The sequence below is a fragment of the Robertmurraya sp. DFI.2.37 genome, assembly GCF_029211245.1.
Classification (GTDB): Bacteria; Bacillota; Bacilli; order Bacillales; family Cytobacillaceae; genus Robertmurraya; species Robertmurraya methanolica_A.
Window position 1 is genome coordinate 124,393 of sequence record NZ_JARGEJ010000004.1, and the last position, 15,022, is coordinate 139,414.

Genomic DNA, 15,022 nt, shown 5'->3' on the forward strand with positions numbered 1-15,022 from the left:
TTATTTGTACAGCTTCACTGTTTCTTCCAAAAAACTTAAATATTTTGCGATAAAACTTTTTGGCTGCAATATTTTAATTTTATTTCCAAATCCAGCTAAAAACTGGTAGGCATATGGACTGTCAGGCAGTTCAATGGTCGTTATATAGCTTCTCTTATCCACTTTTGTAACTGTATTTTTTCCATATCTCTCGATGAATTGCTCTCTTACAGCAACATCGAGCAACAGTTGTACACTCACCAAGCTTTGCCGCTTACTGTCCTTTTCTTCTTTTGCCTTTGCAGTTGATCTTGGGACGAAAACGCCATCTTTTTTGAGATTTAAAATCCTCGTCAATTTAAATGTTCGATAGTCTTCACGTTCTAAACTATAAGCAAATAAGTACCAATGCATCTCGCTTAAATGAATTTTATACGGTTCTACAGCTCTACTTGTTGTGTTTCCATTTTGATCCACATAATCAAATTTTAATAACCAATGTTTCTCAATCGCTTGAGTAATAAAAGCAAGTTCTTCTTTGATTTCCTTTCGCCCTGGCCACTCGTAAAAAGTTAAATCAAGTTTTGGAGAGATTTTGACGTTAGTCATTCCTGCGATTTTTTGAATCGTTGCTTGAATTTCATTATTCGTGATTAACTGCTCAAACCCACCTAAAGCTACGAGTATATTTTCAATATCTTTGTGGTTTAATAATCGTTTATCGAACTTATATTCTTCCATAAGCGCATATCCCCCTCCAGTACCATATTCGGCATAAATGGGGATGTTGGCATAACTTAATGCCTCCATATCACGCTGAATCGTTCGCTTCGACACATTAAAAAGATGACTGAACTCTGATGCCGAAACCACTTCCTTCTGTAACAAGATCATCACGATCGAGATAAGTCTCTCAATTTTTTTCATATTATCCTCCCATATACGACATACATATGTCGCCTATCTCCTATTATACTTCAATCATGAAAGGAGGAAATACACGATGAACACTATAGCGTATCTACAATTTGATGGGAAGGCAGCAGAGGCTCTAACCTTTTACGAACAGGCACTACAAGTAACAAGCAGCAAAAAAGTGAGATTTGGTGCTTTTGGTCAAGATCCAAACTTTCCATTATCAGAAGAAGAACAAAACATGATTATGGAAGCTCGAATTGAGTTTTCAGGGAATATCTTAATGCTCTCTGATGTACTGCCTTCTATGCAAGCCGTGACCGGTGAGGTGCAAAAAGGAAATAACGTTTTAATTAGTATTATTGATGCTGAACCTGAAATGAATCAACACTATTTCGAAAATCTCTCCATAGATGGTACAGTGCTCATGCCGTTATCTTCAACACCGTGGTCAGCAAGTTTTGGTTTGTTAGTGGATAAATTCGGTATAACGTGGAAATTTAATAGTGATGCAAGTAAATTTTTAAATAGCTTCGTTAATTAAATTAGTAGAATGACCAGATAGATTGTTAAAAACCATCTTGAAATATTCTACCTTTTCGAATCATCATGAATACGCTGCCCAAAGAGCAAATGGAAAAGGCATAGCCTCTTAAGCCCACTACGCTATGCCTTTTCATCTCTATAGGGAAACTAGATCAGTCTTTGATACGTTTCCTAAATCTCGTGATTATGCTCTTATTTCGTTTCTCGATGCAAAGTATGTTTTTTTAATCTTGGCGAATATTTCATGAGTTCAATCCGATCAGGGTTATTTCTTTTGTTCTTCGTGGTAATGTAATTGCGATCTCCTGTTTCTGTGCATGCTAAAGTAATTTTGACTCTCATTTTTCTTCCTCCTTTATTAGTTAGCGATTGTGAATGCTGGAAGTGGATCGTCCAAATCGCTCCAATTCATGTTCATTTCTTCGTCAGTTAACAAGCAATCATCTAATGTCGATTCAATTTCTCTTTGGTTCATATCGATCCCGATCATGACGAGTTCGATGATCCGATCTCCAAATTTTTCATCCCATCTTTCCAATAGCTCAGGCTCCTCCTTGAGCATTTGTTCTCTTTCCGATTCAGAATAAGCCGCAATCCATTCACCTGCTCCCTGAATCATAATAGAAGGACCTGCTTGTGAAAGTAAGCCTGTTATATGATTGCGAGTGGCTAGCCAGAAAAAGCCCTTTGCCCGTACAATATCCTCTGGCCACTGTTCGAGCCATTTCATCCATCTTTCCGGATGAAAAGGTCTTTTTCTGCGATAAACGAAGGAAGAAATTCCATACTCTTCTGTCTCTGGAACATGTTCCTCATTCAATTCTTTTATCCAGCCTGCTCCTTGACTTGCTTCCTCAAAATCAAATAGATTAGTATCTAAAATTTCATGTAAAGGCACCTGTGCTTGAATACTTTCCACTATTTTTGCGCCTGGATTTAATTTTTGAAGGACAGCTTTCAATTCTTGAACATCCTCTTTATCGACTAAATCAATTTTATTTAAAAGAAGCACATTAGCAAATTCAATTTGATCGATTAATAAATCAACGACTTCGCGCGTGTCCAGTTCATCGTTGGCTTGATTTCGCTCAAGCAAAGTTTCCCCTGAAGCAAAATCATGCCAAAAACGATTCGCGTCGACAACCGTTACCATTGTATCCAACTTACATAATTCACTTAAATTGATCCCTAAGTTCTCATCAATATAAGTAAAGGTTTGAGCAACAGGAATTGGCTCTGAAATTCCAGAAGACTCGATTACAATGTAGTTAATATCACCTTGCTTCACAAGTTTTTCCACTTCAATGATCAAATCTTCCCTTAATGTACAGCAAATACAACCATTTTGAAGCTCCACTAACTTTTCATCGGTTCTAGAAAATCCTCCTTGCTTGATCATCGAGGCATCTATATTTACTTCACTCATATCATTGACGATAACGGCAATTTTTTTATTATCTCGATTAGCCAAAATATGATTTAGCAACGTTGTTTTTCCAGATCCTAAGTATCCGCTTAATACTGTTACTGGTATTTTTCCCATACTTTATTAGCACTCCTTTAGTTAATTCGTAATTATTACGATTTAAAATATAATGATAGCTCCTCCTTTTTACTTACTAAATCGTGAACATAAGTTTTCATAAAATGAGGGACAAAGCCAGATAGCAATCGTATTTAAATCGTAAAGATTACGATTTAAATAATAATACACCGATCTGTAAAGATCAAGTTTTTTCAATATATAGAGCGAATTAAAAAACTTATCACGACGCTGAGGTAAAAATTTTGCATTTTCATCCTCCTTCGTTTTTAATTACAAATGTAATGTTTTAAAAATCTTTGATAAGGGATGATGATATGATCTCACTAAAAGGAAAAACAGCTATCATTACCGGTGCAGGCAGAGGTATTGGACATGCAGTCGCCGTAGCATTAGCAAAAGAAGGTGTTAACTTAGGATTAATAGGCTTGACAATGTCCAATCTTGAGAAGGTTGCTGCCGAGCTTGAAACCTATGATATCAATATTTCCGCAGCAACAGCAGATGTTGCAGACCTTGAAGCGGTTAGCCATGCAGTTGAACATATCAAATCAGATCTTGGTCCCATTGATATCCTCATTAACAATGCTGGAACAGCTAAATTCGGAGGCTTCCTAGACTTGACACCAGAAGAATGGGAGAACATTATCCGCGTAAATGTAATGGGTGTCTACAATGTAACAAGAGCCGTTTTACCAGAGATGATCGAAAGAAAATCCGGTGATATCGTCAATATTTCTTCTACGGCTGGTCAAAAAGGTGCTCCTGTAACAAGTGCCTACAGCGCCTCTAAATTTGCTGTTTTAGGATTAAGCGAATCGCTAATGATGGAAGTGAGAAAGCATAATATCCGCGTCACAGCATTAACACCGAGCACCGTGGCCACTGATTTAGCAATTGAAACAAATCTCATTTCTGGAAACACTGAAAATGTGATGCAACCGGAGGATTTAGCTGATCTCCTTGTCGCAGGTTTAAAACTAAACCCAAGAGTATTCATCAAAACAGCAGGCTTATGGTCGACAAATCCGTAAATCATATAATCCCAACGTTAAAAGGGGCGATTCTTTACGAATGCCCCTTTTTTGTTATAAAGTTTGCCCATACATACCTCAAGTTTTTTCCTGTGTTTTCTTTAATGCAAAATCAAACAATCCTGAATCCTTTGCTGAACGGATGGCAATGTAAACAAAAGGGCCCAATATCAATCCCATGACACCAAAAAACACAAAACCGAAGTACATTGTTAGTACCGTTGGCAATGCATTAAGACCTATTGAATCACCCAGCACTTTCGGTTCAATGGCACGCCTTAGGATAAGAAGGATAACAGCAAGAACAATAAGTTGAATACCTGTATTCATATCTCCAATTATGGCAGCCAAGATCCCCCATGGAACAAGGATAAGTGCAGGACCAACGTAAAGTGGAATAATATCAACCACCCAAATTATAATTGACATAATCAGGGCAGCCCGCGGTGAAATAAATAGAAGACTAATATAGGTAATAAGGAAAACCCCAATACTAAGAACAAATTGTGCTTTCCAATACCCTAAAAAGACTTTGTTCATCTGCTGAGAAACAAAACGCAATTTGTCCGATGTCTCTGTTTTAAATAAGTTGTAAAATATGGTGACTAATTTCGGTAGATCTAAACTGATTAAGAAAAAAGTAATCAAATAAACAAGTGTCACAAATAACATATTAGGGATAGACTGTAGCCATATACCAAGAGAATTAATTAATTGTGTAGTAATTTGCGTTACGGTATTAATGAGGGCATCTGACTGTTTTTCTAACTCAATAATAATCAGGTGACCTTGTGGAATTTCTTCAACAAACTGATTAAATCGAACAATTAGATTATTAGTAAATTGTTGTATTTCTACTGCATATTCGGGTATATTAATGGACCACTCATATATGGAGCTTGCAACCTTAGTTAAGATAATGTACAAGCTAGCACCACATATGATAATAAAAGTTGAAAAAACAATTATAACCGGTAGCAATCTTTTTTCTGCCTTTAACTTTTGCTGAAGCCATTTAACAAAAGGCTCAAAAACAATGGCTGTTAAAAGAGCTAATAACACAGGTAAAAATGCAGAAAAATAAATATAAATAAAAACTCCTACTATCAATATAAATACTGTCATTAAAATTCGTTTAATAAGACTTTGTTTTGACAATCGTCAATCTTCCTCCCAATTCCCTTACTAAGCAGGTTAAGTTTTTCTTCCCTTATCCTCATCCTAATCTGTGTACAGACGAATGTAAATTTTAAGAATCCTTACTTACTCTAATTATATTACTATAAAAAGTTTTACTTTAACTAAAGTATTCCTTAACAAATTCAATATATTGATTATTGTGAAAAGAAATACAATTTTGTATATTTTTCATGGTATATTCTCCACAAGCAATGATTGTTTATTGCTTATTGACCTATTGAAGTACTGACTGCCTATTTCCTCAACACAAGGAGCATCAATTTCCTTTAGTTGAAAAATTGCCCATCATTCTTCCATTTCCTTGTCTCCTTCTATTTTCCCATTTTCTATTGCGTTCTTCAACTCTGGAAAGATTTTTTTCATGCTCTCGGAATTACAGGCGAACATGTCCCCTTTTATTGATGGCTGGATTGCGTGAAAATTCATCTTTAATTTGCAAGATATACGAATTCATTGAAGGGTTTTTGAGGTTGATCTGTGGATCTCTCTTTTAATGATCGAAGCTTAAAAAGCAAGTGAAGAATAACGAGGTATTTAGCTTCACTTGCTTTAGTGTTTTGGAATTTTTCAGTCATTAACCAAATATATGAAATACAAAGTTAAAAAGAAATAGGCTAGCAATGACGTATAACGTAACGGAGACTTCTTTTGCTTTTCCAATTGCAATCTTTAAGATCGGATACAAAATAAAGCCAACAGCGATTCCATCTGCAATACTATAAGTGAAAGGAATCATCGCGATAATAAAAATCGCAGGAAAGCTTTCACTCAAATCTCCTAAATTCAGATTACGGATGTTTTGCAGCATTAATCCTCCAATAATAATTAGGATTGGTGCAACGGCACTATTCGGGATCAGCTTAATGACCGGAATAAAAAATGCTGAAAGAAGAAACAAAGCACCTGTTGTCACAGTTGTTAAGCCTGTTCTCCCGCCTGCAGCCATCCCTGCTGTACTTTCAACCGTTGCGACAGTTGGACTTGATCCAAACAAACCAGATAGAAAGACTGATATCGAATTAGCCTGAAATGCACGTGAAAATCGATCTGAACGGTTTATGAAAGAAACATGACCATGCACCAGTCCGATGTTTTCAAAGACGAGCACCATCGTTAAGGAAAAAACAGCAATCCAAAAGCCAAATGACAGGACATTATCAAAGGAAAAAGCTCCAACTACGGCGGTATAATCAGACAGTGAAAAAGTTTCTGATTGCCCCTCTTCAAAATGAATTCCGCCAAATGCCCATGCCGATGCGGTTCCTACAACAACTGTAATTAAGAAGTTCCCAGGAACATTGCGTAAAAACAATACAATCGCAATGAGGAACGTTAACATTGTTGCAAGTACCTGCGGTTCACCCAAATTACCTAATGCGATGATCGAGTTCGTCCCCTTTTCAACAATGCCACCTTTTTCAAGTCCGATGAGCATAAGAAAAAATCCAAGCCCAATCGTAATAGCTTCTTTCAATGGCTGAGGTATAGAGTCACTCAACGTTTTCGAGAACCTCGAGAAGGCCACGATCATAAAAATCATTCCTGATACTAACACGACAGCTAGCGCTTCTTGCCATGACATGCCCATCGATTGGACGATTGTGTAAGAAAATAAAGCATTGACGCCCATTCCAGGAACGAGAAGAATCGGGACATTTCCCCAAAACCCCATTAAGAAACAACCTGCAAAGGAGGTCACAATCGTTGCCATTATCGCTGCTTCCAGCGGAATCCCAGCTTCTGATAGAATAAGTGAATTGACCGCAATAATATAAACGATCGTAAAAAAGCTCACTATCCCCGCTAACAACTCTCGCTTAATCGTTGTCTCATTCTTTTCCAGCTGAAAAAGTCGATTAAACATCTATCATACCTAACTATTCAATTAGCCCTCTCCCTACCCGCTCTCCCTAAAAATTAGGTGAGCCACAAACAGATATTGTAACAGAACTTACTGTTCCTGCCAACACTCACGCTTAAAGCAAAAAAACACTTCAACAGTAAAGGACATCCCATTGTTAAACATACAGCTAACAATGAGATGTCCTGGTTTTTAATTATTATTTACTTACTTCTACGACTAATAATTCATCTTGTCCTGCGCGAACAGATGGTTTATCATTTTTCGTAATCGACTGCATTTGATCTGTATTTGTGATTACAATCGGAATGATATCACTTGCCGCCTTTTCCCTTACTAATTCAGGATCAAAGGTGATTAGCTTGTCGCCTGGTTTTACAGAATCCCCTGTAGCAACATGCGCTTCAAACCCTTCCCCATTCATCCCGACCGTTTCTAGTCCAATATGGATTAAAATTTCAACACCGTTCTTCGTTTGCAGTCCAACAGCATGCTTTGTCGGAAAAACTTGCACAATTTTTCCTTCAATTGGAGAAACCACTGTTCCATTCAAAGGCTTAATCGCTGCACCATCACCCATCATTTTTTGCGAAAACACCGGATCAGGCACGTCTGATAACGGGATAATTTCCCCATCAACTGGTGAATAAATTGTTACTTTCGTTTCTTTTTTACCAAATAATTTTGACAACATAGCATAGAACCACCTTTCTGATAAGTGCTACTAAACGATTGCTATACAAAGAATATGAATCTTAATAAAAGATATCCTGCAAATAGTGATAATGCGAGTAAAGCCAAGGAGACCATTTTCTCAAGGATTGTTAATGGCTGTGGCTCTGAAGCTCGCGGGAGCCTCCTTTTTGCTAATAAAGCAAGGACAAGCATGACAATATTCCCTACGGCAATTTGGGAAACTAGCAAATACGTAAGGAAGCGATCACCTCTTCCTTCTTTAACCCGCTCTCCCTTTGGAATATGCTTAAGGAAATGGCCCCATATCGGATTAATAAAAGCAACCAACATAAGTACACCATAGATAGGCTGTGATTTCAATAACCCTTCAATGGACTGTCCGTTTTCTTGTAAGATCATCAATAAATATATGACGTAAAGAACAGGAATAAGAATCGATAAAACGAGGATTGCTGTATACCATTCATTTGTTCTAGCTTGCTGTAACTCCACTGTTGTCTCGCTCCTTCTTCAAGTGCAACCTTAAGGGCATTTCTAGTAGGAGCACAGTTGCCACTATGCTCCTTATATTAGTTCTTCTTCACAAATTCAGTTTTTAATTTCATTGCACCAAAACCATCAATCTTACAATCAATATCATGATCTCCATCGACTAAACGAATATTTTTTACTTTCGTTCCTTGTTTTAAAACGGATGAACTTCCTTTGATTTTTAAATCTTTTATCACTGTCACCGTGTCCCCATCACGTAATACGTTGCCATTTGCATCCTTGTAAATTTTCTCTTCTTCTACTTCACTGTTTAACGACCATTCATGGGCGCACTCTGGACATACGAGCAAAGCGCCATCCTCATACGTGTACTCTGAACTACATTTTGGACAATTTGGTAAATGGCTCATCAATTCTCCCCCGTTATTAAAATTTTTCACATATGATTACTATAACAAAAAAGCCCTATTATTGGGCTGCACTTTTTACATTCAAGCAAGTGTTAAGGGAAAAGTTTTAATCATTAAGAGGAAGCCAACCTCTTATTATCGCTCCGCCGCTCTCACAATTTGCTGCAACTAAATCCCCGTCATGCTGCCTCATAATTCGTCTAGCAATAGCTAGCCCTAACCCAGTTCCTCCGGTAGCACGGTTTCTTGATGCTTCACCACGATAAAACGGTTCAAACGCGCGTGCCAAATCGTCCGAAGTAAATCCTCCCCCTGTATCTTGAATAGTAAAAATCAAGTTAGCGTTATCTTTTTCGCAGGTAACAATGATTTTCCCATCCATGGGGGAATATCGCACCGCATTTTCTAATAAATTGTTCAGCGCACGTTCTAACAGATGGGCGTCTGCCTTCACAAAGCAAGTCTCTTCCAAATGAGCTAAGTCAAATGAAATAGATTTGTTTTGCGCCTGCAGAGCTACACTATTAATAGCTCTCTGCAAAAGCTGATTAAAATCAAACTCTTTCTTATTCAGCTTTACGTCATGGTACTCAGACTTTGAAAATGCAAACAACTCCTCCACAAGCTGGTCGAGCTGAGCTGATTTTTCCTTACAAACAGCTAGATACTTCGCCCGTTTTTCTGTAGTATCCGCAATTCCGCGCTCGAGGCCATCTAAATAACCTCGCAAGGCAAACAATGGGGTCCGCAAATCATGGGCTAATGCTGCAAGCATAAAACGCCTTTCATCCTCGAACTCCATTTGCTTTTGAAAGGAATCCTTCAACCCCCTTACCATCACATTAAAGCCTTCATGTACCTCCCTAATTTCGGCAATTCGGGACGTTGGCAATTGCACATCTAAATCACCTTCCGCAATTTTCCGTGCACCTTTGCTCATACTTTCTAACGGTTTAAGAATATATTTTCGCAGAAGAACGCCAACAAGCATAAAAGCAGTAAGTAAACCGACAAAAGCTGCGATGATCTGCACGGTTCTTGAATCCGTTTGGGAAATCGCAACCCGGCCTAGAACTTTCCCTTCCTCAAGGATAGAAAATTGTTCTGTTCTTAAAAAAGCTCGTTCTCGTTCCGTTCCTGTATGAAAAACTAATTGACCTGACCCCGACCATATAGAAACGTCCAATTGGGATGCCTCCACCTGCTCACTTAATTGCTCCTGCCATGAGGGCACTGTCCACATATCTACATTTTCTTCAATCATGTCCACGGCTGCTTCGATTTGCTCCAGCTGAGCATCGTCGAATCTGAAAGTAAGTGTACTCGTTACGAGAAAATGAGCAGCGACGTAAAACAGCCACGGAAGAGTGAGGATGAGTGCGAAGCAAAGCACTGTAAATTTTCGAATACGAATTTTTTTCATTTTATTCCCCTTTAAAACGGTAGCCTATTCCCCAAACATTCATTATAAATTGTGGCTCATTCGGATTAGGCTCAATTTTTTCACGAAGACGACTAAGCTGGACGCGGACGGTGTGTTTATCGCCAATTCCCTCCCAAAATCGCTCTAATAATTGCTCATAAGTAAAAACATGCTTAGGACGTTCGGCAAATAATCGCAGCAAATCGTACTCTTTTGGCGTTAAAGAAACAGACTGTCCATCTAGCCATACTTCTCTTGTCGATAAATCCAATGTGAGCCGATCATGATCGATAATTTTTCTTTTAGACTGAGAATGGGAACGCCTCAATACAGCCTTCACTCTCGCGACAATTTCTCCGGGTGAAGCTGTTTTAACAATGTAATCATCTCCTCCAAGCGCTAATCCGCGGATTTTATCCACATCATCGCTGCGAGCACTCAAAAAAAGAATGGGAATATCACTTTCTGCACGAATTTGTCTACAAAGTTCAAACCCATTTTGTCCCGGCATCATAATATCAAGGATAAGTGCGTGAACGATATTTTCCTCTAAAACAACTAATGCTCGATCGCCATCATGAGCAGTTTTTACAGAGAATCCCTCATTTTCCAAAAAGTCTCTCAAAAGTTCCACAATGCTTTTATCATCATCCACTACTAAAATAGTTTGTTTGGCCTCCACGCTTCCACCTTGCTTTCACTACAACTGAAATTCACCTTTAGTTTACCATTTTACCCCTACAGAACAAGTACGGCCGATATGTTGTGATCGTTTTGTGACTCTTTTGTCCATTTATTTGTGACATCTTATCGCTATGCTAATTTATAACAGCCTAACAAAAAATGGAGGTAAAGATTATGAACGTGCAAATTGTCTTATTTGATGGTTTTGATTTACTCGATGCTGTTGCTCCTTTTGAAGTATTCACTGCCGCTGCCATGTACAGCAGTGAAGATATCGTAGTCAAGCTCGTATCAGCGGAAGGAAAAAGACTGGTCACAAGCGGTGTTAATGATGTACAGCTTCAAGCCGTTGATAAACTGAATATACATGATCGAGGTATTATTATCGTCCCAGGAGCCTCTGGTTCTATTCATGGTCATGGCCCTGACGCCATCCCCATAAAATTAAAAGAAGCAGCCGAAACCGCGTTAGGAAGCATGCTCAAAAAAGCAATGGACAGCACGGAAATCCTTCTTTCTACTGTTTGTGGCGGCTCTCTTATTTTAGCCATGGCCGATTTAATAGAAGGCCGCCATGCGGTTACACATCATCTAGGAATGGAACTTTTAAAGGCCACCAATGCCATCGTTGTCAACGCACGGGTTGTAGACGACGGAGATCTGGTTACAAGCGGCGGCGTGACCTCTGGACTCGATCTTGCTCTCTATTTAGTTGAGCGCCAATGGGGACCTCGCATCGCACATGCAGTCGAGCAATTATTCGAATATGAACGCAGAGGAATCGTTTGGAAAAATGATGGAATCACCCCTCAAGAAGTTCATGATGAACATGTGATAGAAGCAGCCAGTCCCCACAATCTCACTTCCATAAAAGATAGCATCGATTTTGTGGGAAAATGGAATGCCACGATTACGACGCCTATTGGCAAGCTAACGGTCCTATTCGATATAAAAAATAGGGATGGTAAACTGTCCGGTACGGGCCAACACGGGGAAGACATCGTTCCCTTGGACGACGTTTCCATAGAAGGAAATATACTAAAATGGGCCATGAAAGTGTCCAAGCCGATGCGCCTTACACTAAAGTTCGCAGTCTCCGTTGAGGGTGATATTATATCTGGTGAGGCGAAAGCAGGTATGCTTCCTTCATCGAAATTAATCGGAACGAGAATTTCATAAAGGTGGTCATTTCATGTATTCAATTCTAGTATTCTTTCATGTAATAAGCGCATTATTTTTAGGTGTATTTCTTGCTTTTCCTTTTATTATGAAGCGTCTCTTCTCCCAGGCGGGCCATGAATTAAAAACTATCATTACGACTTTTTTAACCTTTACCCGCGGTGGCCATTATGCCTTAATCCTCCTCCTCATTACCGGAGGATGGATGACTATGGGCTATTCAACCTATCCTTCCATTGAATGGGTCGTCATTGCCACATTGCTACTTGTCCTCATTGGCGCCATGATTGGTATGATCAACACTCTTTTGAAAAAAATACTTTCATCAGAACAGCCTGAGGTAAATTTAATAAATAATCGCACAAAGCTGAAATGGTATGGGTGGTGTCTCTTTTTATTCATCATAGCAGCAAGCTTCATTATGACAAATCGAGGTTTATTTGCGTAAAGCCCATCGGAGGAATCGTTTATGAAAAAAACTATTAAAATTGCCGTCGTTATCATCCCGATCTTATGGATTTTCCATACTTTATCGAAGAACTTTATCGTTGATCCAAATTTCGAGACGTTTATATCTAGAAAAGAGGAAATATTAACAAACCGAGACTTATGGACATTCATGATACGAATCCATATTCTCCTGGCAGTGCTTTCTCTTCTTACAGGACCATTGGGAGTTCTCAAAAAAATAAGGATAAAGTCGTTGTCCTTCCACCGTTGGAATGGTCGGCTTTACGTCATTTCTATCATCCTTAACTTCATTCCAGGCGTCTACGTTTCATTTTTTGCAACCGGTGGATGGCTAAGCATCCTAGGGTTTCTTATCTTGAATATATTATGGCTCGGTACAACTGTCTTAGGCTATTGGTATATTAAAGGCAGAAAAGTCACCCTTCATCGACAATGGATGCTGCGAAGCTTCTTTCTTTCATTTGCCAATATGACGATCTATATAGTGGTCGCAATTGCACATCATGTCATCCACATTCCTTATGGAACTTCATATACTTTAGCCGTATGGCTATGTTGGCTCCTTAATCTTATCGCCGCAGAGCTTGTTATAAGAAAGAACGTTTTTCATTAACAACTGCTGCTCATTTTTATAGATTCGACAAACGCAGCGAGACCAAAAAAGCAAAATGCCTGCGGAGCCATTGTTGATTCCTGCACAGCTACAACTCAAAGGAGCTGTCCTTCACGTTCAGCTCCTCCCTTTCAGGCAAATTTTCCATTTCCATGACCGGATTTGATTTCAGTCTAATAGCCGTTCTATTCGGACATTTCTCTCGTTTTTCCTGCTCGTTCCAGTCCAAAAGAACCTCGTTTCGTACTTTCTCTTCGTACTCTCTGCTCATCCCGGTTCAATGAGGACACTTCCTCTAAATCCACTCTCTTCACAAACACTTCCTAGAGAGCTCGTTCACCCCCCGCCGTTCCATCTGAAACCAAATAAACCGGTTCGGCAATCTTTCGGTGTTTCTCTCATTAGCCGCATCATGTTCTCTTCAATCCAGTGAACTATCGGTTCCATCACTGAGGAAAAAAGAGACCACCGCCTTAGCGGTGGACAAATTTTCAAATAAAGTTTTTTCTTAATTAACGAGCGCACAGCTCAAATATTGACTTTATTTCTTATTCAAATTTTCCTCAATCATAATGCCTCTTTGAACCATTTCTTTTCTTAAAATTTCTATAAATTCTTGATCGAGCTTTAGCTTTACTGCATGCTGATATGTTTGCATAATGTCCTCATTCTTTAACTCTGTAAACATATTCCCCTCCTAATCTATTATTTTTACAACATAATAATCCGGCGGATGTGGAAGAAAGAATAAATTCATCAAGTTTAATAAACTATATGTACGCTTATGCGTACATGATGTACCTTTATTATATTGTACGCTTAAGTGTACAGTCAACTTATGAATGAAATGAGTGGAAGGGTGGAAAATAGTGAAGAAAGTAGTCGTCCGCGTTAATGATTTGCTCCATAAATACAATATGTCCATCAGCGAACTACATATTCGCACGGGGATTCGCAGAGCAGCCTTGAGTGAGCTCGCTAACGGGAAACGTGAACGGATTCAATTTGAACATATTGAAAAAATTGCGAATACACTTTCCATAGAAGATATTCGAGATATCATCACATTAGTTGAAGTTCCTGGTGACTTTGAAGAATTGGAAAACTAAACAAGCAGTACACTTTATTAAAAAGCATAGTGAAGCGCAATTCACTCGGAATTGCGCTTGTTTAATACGAACAGATCTATTCTTTTAAAAAAAATTGGAGATTTTCTACTATATAATCAGGATAAATTTGTTCCTTCTTTATATCTGCCAATGTGGAGGTACCTGTTAAAACTAAACAGGTTCGGATATCATTCTCTTTTCCAAGCAGAATATCTGTTTCAAGGCGGTCACCGATAATTAGGCAACGATTCGTATTGATCTGCAATTTTTCAAGCACCTTTTCTGCATAAAATGAGGACGGTTTGCCCACAATTTGCTCATTCGACTTCCCAGAAGCCACCTTTATCGCACTGGCAATGGCCATTGTATCTGAAATAAAGCCTCCTGGAACTGGACATGCCGGATCAGGATTGGTCAAAACAAGTTTCGCTCCATTTCTCAATGCATTCATCGCTAAGTTAAGCTTTTGATAGGAAAAGGAGCGATCGAGCCCTACTAAAACATGTGTGGCTTCAAGCGGATTGTTCGTCGTTTTCAATTTGAACAGCTTAAACTCCTCTTCTATGGCTTTTTCGCCAACTATGTAAACAAGTGCATCAGGATCCTGCTCTGTAAAATAAACCGCTGATAAAAAGGTCGCCGTGATCACCTCTTCAAGCTCGGCAGCCACCCCCATTTTTTTTAATCGCCTACAACACTCTGCTCTTGTCAGTGTTGGTGAATTCGTAATAAACATTATTTTTTTATTCGCTTTTCTTAATTGAGAAATTACGTTCTCTACCCCGGGAAGAAGTTCTTCACCAAGATAGATCGTCCCATCTAAATCAAAGCAAAATGCGTCAAATTCATCAATGTTAATCAACCTGC

General features: G+C 38.8%; 19 protein-coding genes. 6 read left to right on the top strand and 13 right to left on the bottom strand.

Annotated features, from left to right (window positions below; all coding sequences use genetic code 11):
* Window positions 1-906: a helix-turn-helix transcriptional regulator gene (locus PZE06_RS03815; protein WP_150915239.1), complete on the bottom strand. Its 906-nt coding sequence runs from the start codon at window positions 904-906 to the stop codon at window positions 1-3.
* Between the two features lie 76 nt (window positions 907-982).
* Here PZE06_RS03815 and PZE06_RS03820 point away from each other — a divergent pair, with 76 nt between their 5' ends.
* Window positions 983-1,438, top strand: coding sequence for a VOC family protein (locus PZE06_RS03820; RefSeq protein WP_150915238.1), 456 nt, complete (start codon window positions 983-985; stop codon window positions 1,436-1,438).
* 194 nt (window positions 1,439-1,632) lie between these two features.
* Here PZE06_RS03820 and rpmG read toward each other — a convergent pair whose 3' ends face one another.
* A complete protein-coding gene (gene rpmG, locus PZE06_RS03825; RefSeq protein ID WP_095312352.1) occupies window positions 1,633-1,782 on the bottom strand; it encodes a 50S ribosomal protein L33 in 150 nt (49 codons plus the stop codon).
* Between the two features lie 16 nt (window positions 1,783-1,798).
* On the bottom strand, window positions 1,799-2,983 hold the full coding sequence (locus PZE06_RS03830; RefSeq protein ID WP_150915237.1) for a GTP-binding protein: 1,185 nt from the start codon (window positions 2,981-2,983) through the stop codon (window positions 1,799-1,801).
* Window positions 2,984-3,300: 317 nt separating this feature from the next.
* Between PZE06_RS03830 and PZE06_RS03835 the strand changes: the two genes are divergently transcribed.
* Window positions 3,301-4,017: a 3-ketoacyl-ACP reductase gene (locus PZE06_RS03835; protein ID WP_095312348.1), complete on the top strand. Its 717-nt coding sequence runs from the start codon at window positions 3,301-3,303 to the stop codon at window positions 4,015-4,017.
* 78 nt (window positions 4,018-4,095) lie between these two features.
* Here the strand turns inward: PZE06_RS03835 and ytvI are convergent, their stop codons facing one another.
* The 7 genes from ytvI to PZE06_RS03870 form a co-directional block, all read right to left on the bottom strand.
* Entirely contained in the window at window positions 4,096-5,175 is a 1,080-nt protein-coding gene (gene ytvI / locus PZE06_RS03840) for a sporulation integral membrane protein YtvI (RefSeq protein WP_225310645.1), read from the bottom strand.
* 616 nt (window positions 5,176-5,791) lie between these two features.
* Window positions 5,792-7,081: an NCS2 family permease gene (locus tag PZE06_RS03845; RefSeq protein WP_150915236.1), complete on the bottom strand. Its 1,290-nt coding sequence runs from the start codon at window positions 7,079-7,081 to the stop codon at window positions 5,792-5,794.
* A gap of 196 nt (window positions 7,082-7,277) precedes the next feature.
* Entirely contained in the window at window positions 7,278-7,772 is a 495-nt protein-coding gene (locus PZE06_RS03850; RefSeq protein ID WP_150915235.1) for a PTS sugar transporter subunit IIA, read from the bottom strand.
* 41 nt (window positions 7,773-7,813) lie between these two features.
* Window positions 7,814-8,266, bottom strand: coding sequence for a hypothetical protein (locus PZE06_RS03855; protein ID WP_150915234.1), 453 nt, complete (start codon window positions 8,264-8,266; stop codon window positions 7,814-7,816).
* Window positions 8,267-8,343: 77 nt separating this feature from the next.
* Window positions 8,344-8,676: a zinc ribbon domain-containing protein YjdM gene (locus PZE06_RS03860; protein WP_150915233.1), complete on the bottom strand. Its 333-nt coding sequence runs from the start codon at window positions 8,674-8,676 to the stop codon at window positions 8,344-8,346.
* 106 nt (window positions 8,677-8,782) lie between these two features.
* Window positions 8,783-10,099 (bottom strand): sensor histidine kinase, encoded by a 1,317-nt coding sequence (locus PZE06_RS03865; RefSeq protein ID WP_150915232.1) that lies wholly within the window; start codon window positions 10,097-10,099, stop codon window positions 8,783-8,785.
* A gap of 1 nt (window position 10,100) precedes the next feature.
* Complete coding sequence (locus tag PZE06_RS03870; protein WP_150915231.1) at window positions 10,101-10,781, bottom strand: response regulator transcription factor; 681 nt, start codon at window positions 10,779-10,781, stop codon at window positions 10,101-10,103.
* A gap of 176 nt (window positions 10,782-10,957) precedes the next feature.
* Here PZE06_RS03870 and PZE06_RS03875 point away from each other — a divergent pair, with 176 nt between their 5' ends.
* From PZE06_RS03875 to PZE06_RS03885, 3 genes are read left to right on the top strand one after another with little or no spacing between them, the layout of a single operon-like run.
* Window positions 10,958-11,962 carry a DJ-1/PfpI family protein gene (locus PZE06_RS03875; RefSeq protein WP_191963183.1) on the top strand — a complete coding sequence of 335 codons (1,005 nt, stop codon included), beginning with the start codon at window positions 10,958-10,960 and terminating at the stop codon, window positions 11,960-11,962.
* A gap of 13 nt (window positions 11,963-11,975) precedes the next feature.
* The gene (locus PZE06_RS03880; RefSeq protein ID WP_150915230.1) at window positions 11,976-12,410 is read left to right on the top strand and encodes a hypothetical protein; all 435 of its coding nucleotides are present in this window, start codon (window positions 11,976-11,978) and stop codon (window positions 12,408-12,410) included.
* 21 nt (window positions 12,411-12,431) lie between these two features.
* Window positions 12,432-13,046 carry a DUF2306 domain-containing protein gene (locus PZE06_RS03885; RefSeq protein WP_150915229.1) on the top strand — a complete coding sequence of 205 codons (615 nt, stop codon included), beginning with the start codon at window positions 12,432-12,434 and terminating at the stop codon, window positions 13,044-13,046.
* 185 nt (window positions 13,047-13,231) lie between these two features.
* Here the strand turns inward: PZE06_RS03885 and PZE06_RS03890 are convergent, their stop codons facing one another.
* Window positions 13,232-13,360, bottom strand: coding sequence for a hypothetical protein (locus tag PZE06_RS03890; protein WP_263641555.1), 129 nt, complete (start codon window positions 13,358-13,360; stop codon window positions 13,232-13,234).
* Window positions 13,361-13,587: 227 nt separating this feature from the next.
* On the bottom strand, window positions 13,588-13,734 hold the full coding sequence (sda, locus tag PZE06_RS03895) for a sporulation histidine kinase inhibitor Sda (protein ID WP_150915228.1): 147 nt from the start codon (window positions 13,732-13,734) through the stop codon (window positions 13,588-13,590).
* 181 nt (window positions 13,735-13,915) lie between these two features.
* Here sda and PZE06_RS03900 point away from each other — a divergent pair, with 181 nt between their 5' ends.
* Window positions 13,916-14,155: a helix-turn-helix domain-containing protein gene (locus tag PZE06_RS03900; protein ID WP_095312314.1), complete on the top strand. Its 240-nt coding sequence runs from the start codon at window positions 13,916-13,918 to the stop codon at window positions 14,153-14,155.
* Window positions 14,156-14,231: 76 nt separating this feature from the next.
* Here the strand turns inward: PZE06_RS03900 and PZE06_RS03905 are convergent, their stop codons facing one another.
* Entirely contained in the window at window positions 14,232-15,017 is a 786-nt protein-coding gene (locus PZE06_RS03905; protein WP_150915227.1) for an HAD-IIA family hydrolase, read from the bottom strand.
* Between the last annotated feature and the right edge of the window lie 5 nt (window positions 15,018-15,022).

Coding starts and splice junctions, on each gene's coding strand:
- rpmG (WP_095312352.1), bottom strand. CDS start 1,782: ATGAGAGTCAAAATTACTTTAGCATGCACAGAAACAGGAGATCGCAAT.
- PZE06_RS03835 (WP_095312348.1), top strand. CDS start 3,301: ATGATCTCACTAAAAGGAAAAACAGCTATCATTACCGGTGCAGGCAGA.
- PZE06_RS03850 (WP_150915235.1), bottom strand. CDS start 7,772: ATGTTGTCAAAATTATTTGGTAAAAAAGAAACGAAAGTAACAATTTAT.
- PZE06_RS03845 (WP_150915236.1), bottom strand. CDS start 7,081: ATGTTTAATCGACTTTTTCAGCTGGAAAAGAATGAGACAACGATTAAG.
- PZE06_RS03875 (WP_191963183.1), top strand. CDS start 10,958: ATGAACGTGCAAATTGTCTTATTTGATGGTTTTGATTTACTCGATGCT.
- PZE06_RS03865 (WP_150915232.1), bottom strand. CDS start 10,099: ATGAAAAAAATTCGTATTCGAAAATTTACAGTGCTTTGCTTCGCACTC.
- PZE06_RS03830 (WP_150915237.1), bottom strand. CDS start 2,983: ATGGGAAAAATACCAGTAACAGTATTAAGCGGATACTTAGGATCTGGA.
- PZE06_RS03820 (WP_150915238.1), top strand. CDS start 983: ATGAACACTATAGCGTATCTACAATTTGATGGGAAGGCAGCAGAGGCT.
- PZE06_RS03860 (WP_150915233.1), bottom strand. CDS start 8,676: ATGAGCCATTTACCAAATTGTCCAAAATGTAGTTCAGAGTACACGTAT.
- PZE06_RS03815 (WP_150915239.1), bottom strand. CDS start 906: ATGAAAAAAATTGAGAGACTTATCTCGATCGTGATGATCTTGTTACAG.
- PZE06_RS03880 (WP_150915230.1), top strand. CDS start 11,976: ATGTATTCAATTCTAGTATTCTTTCATGTAATAAGCGCATTATTTTTA.
- PZE06_RS03885 (WP_150915229.1), top strand. CDS start 12,432: ATGAAAAAAACTATTAAAATTGCCGTCGTTATCATCCCGATCTTATGG.
- sda (WP_150915228.1), bottom strand. CDS start 13,734: ATGTTTACAGAGTTAAAGAATGAGGACATTATGCAAACATATCAGCAT.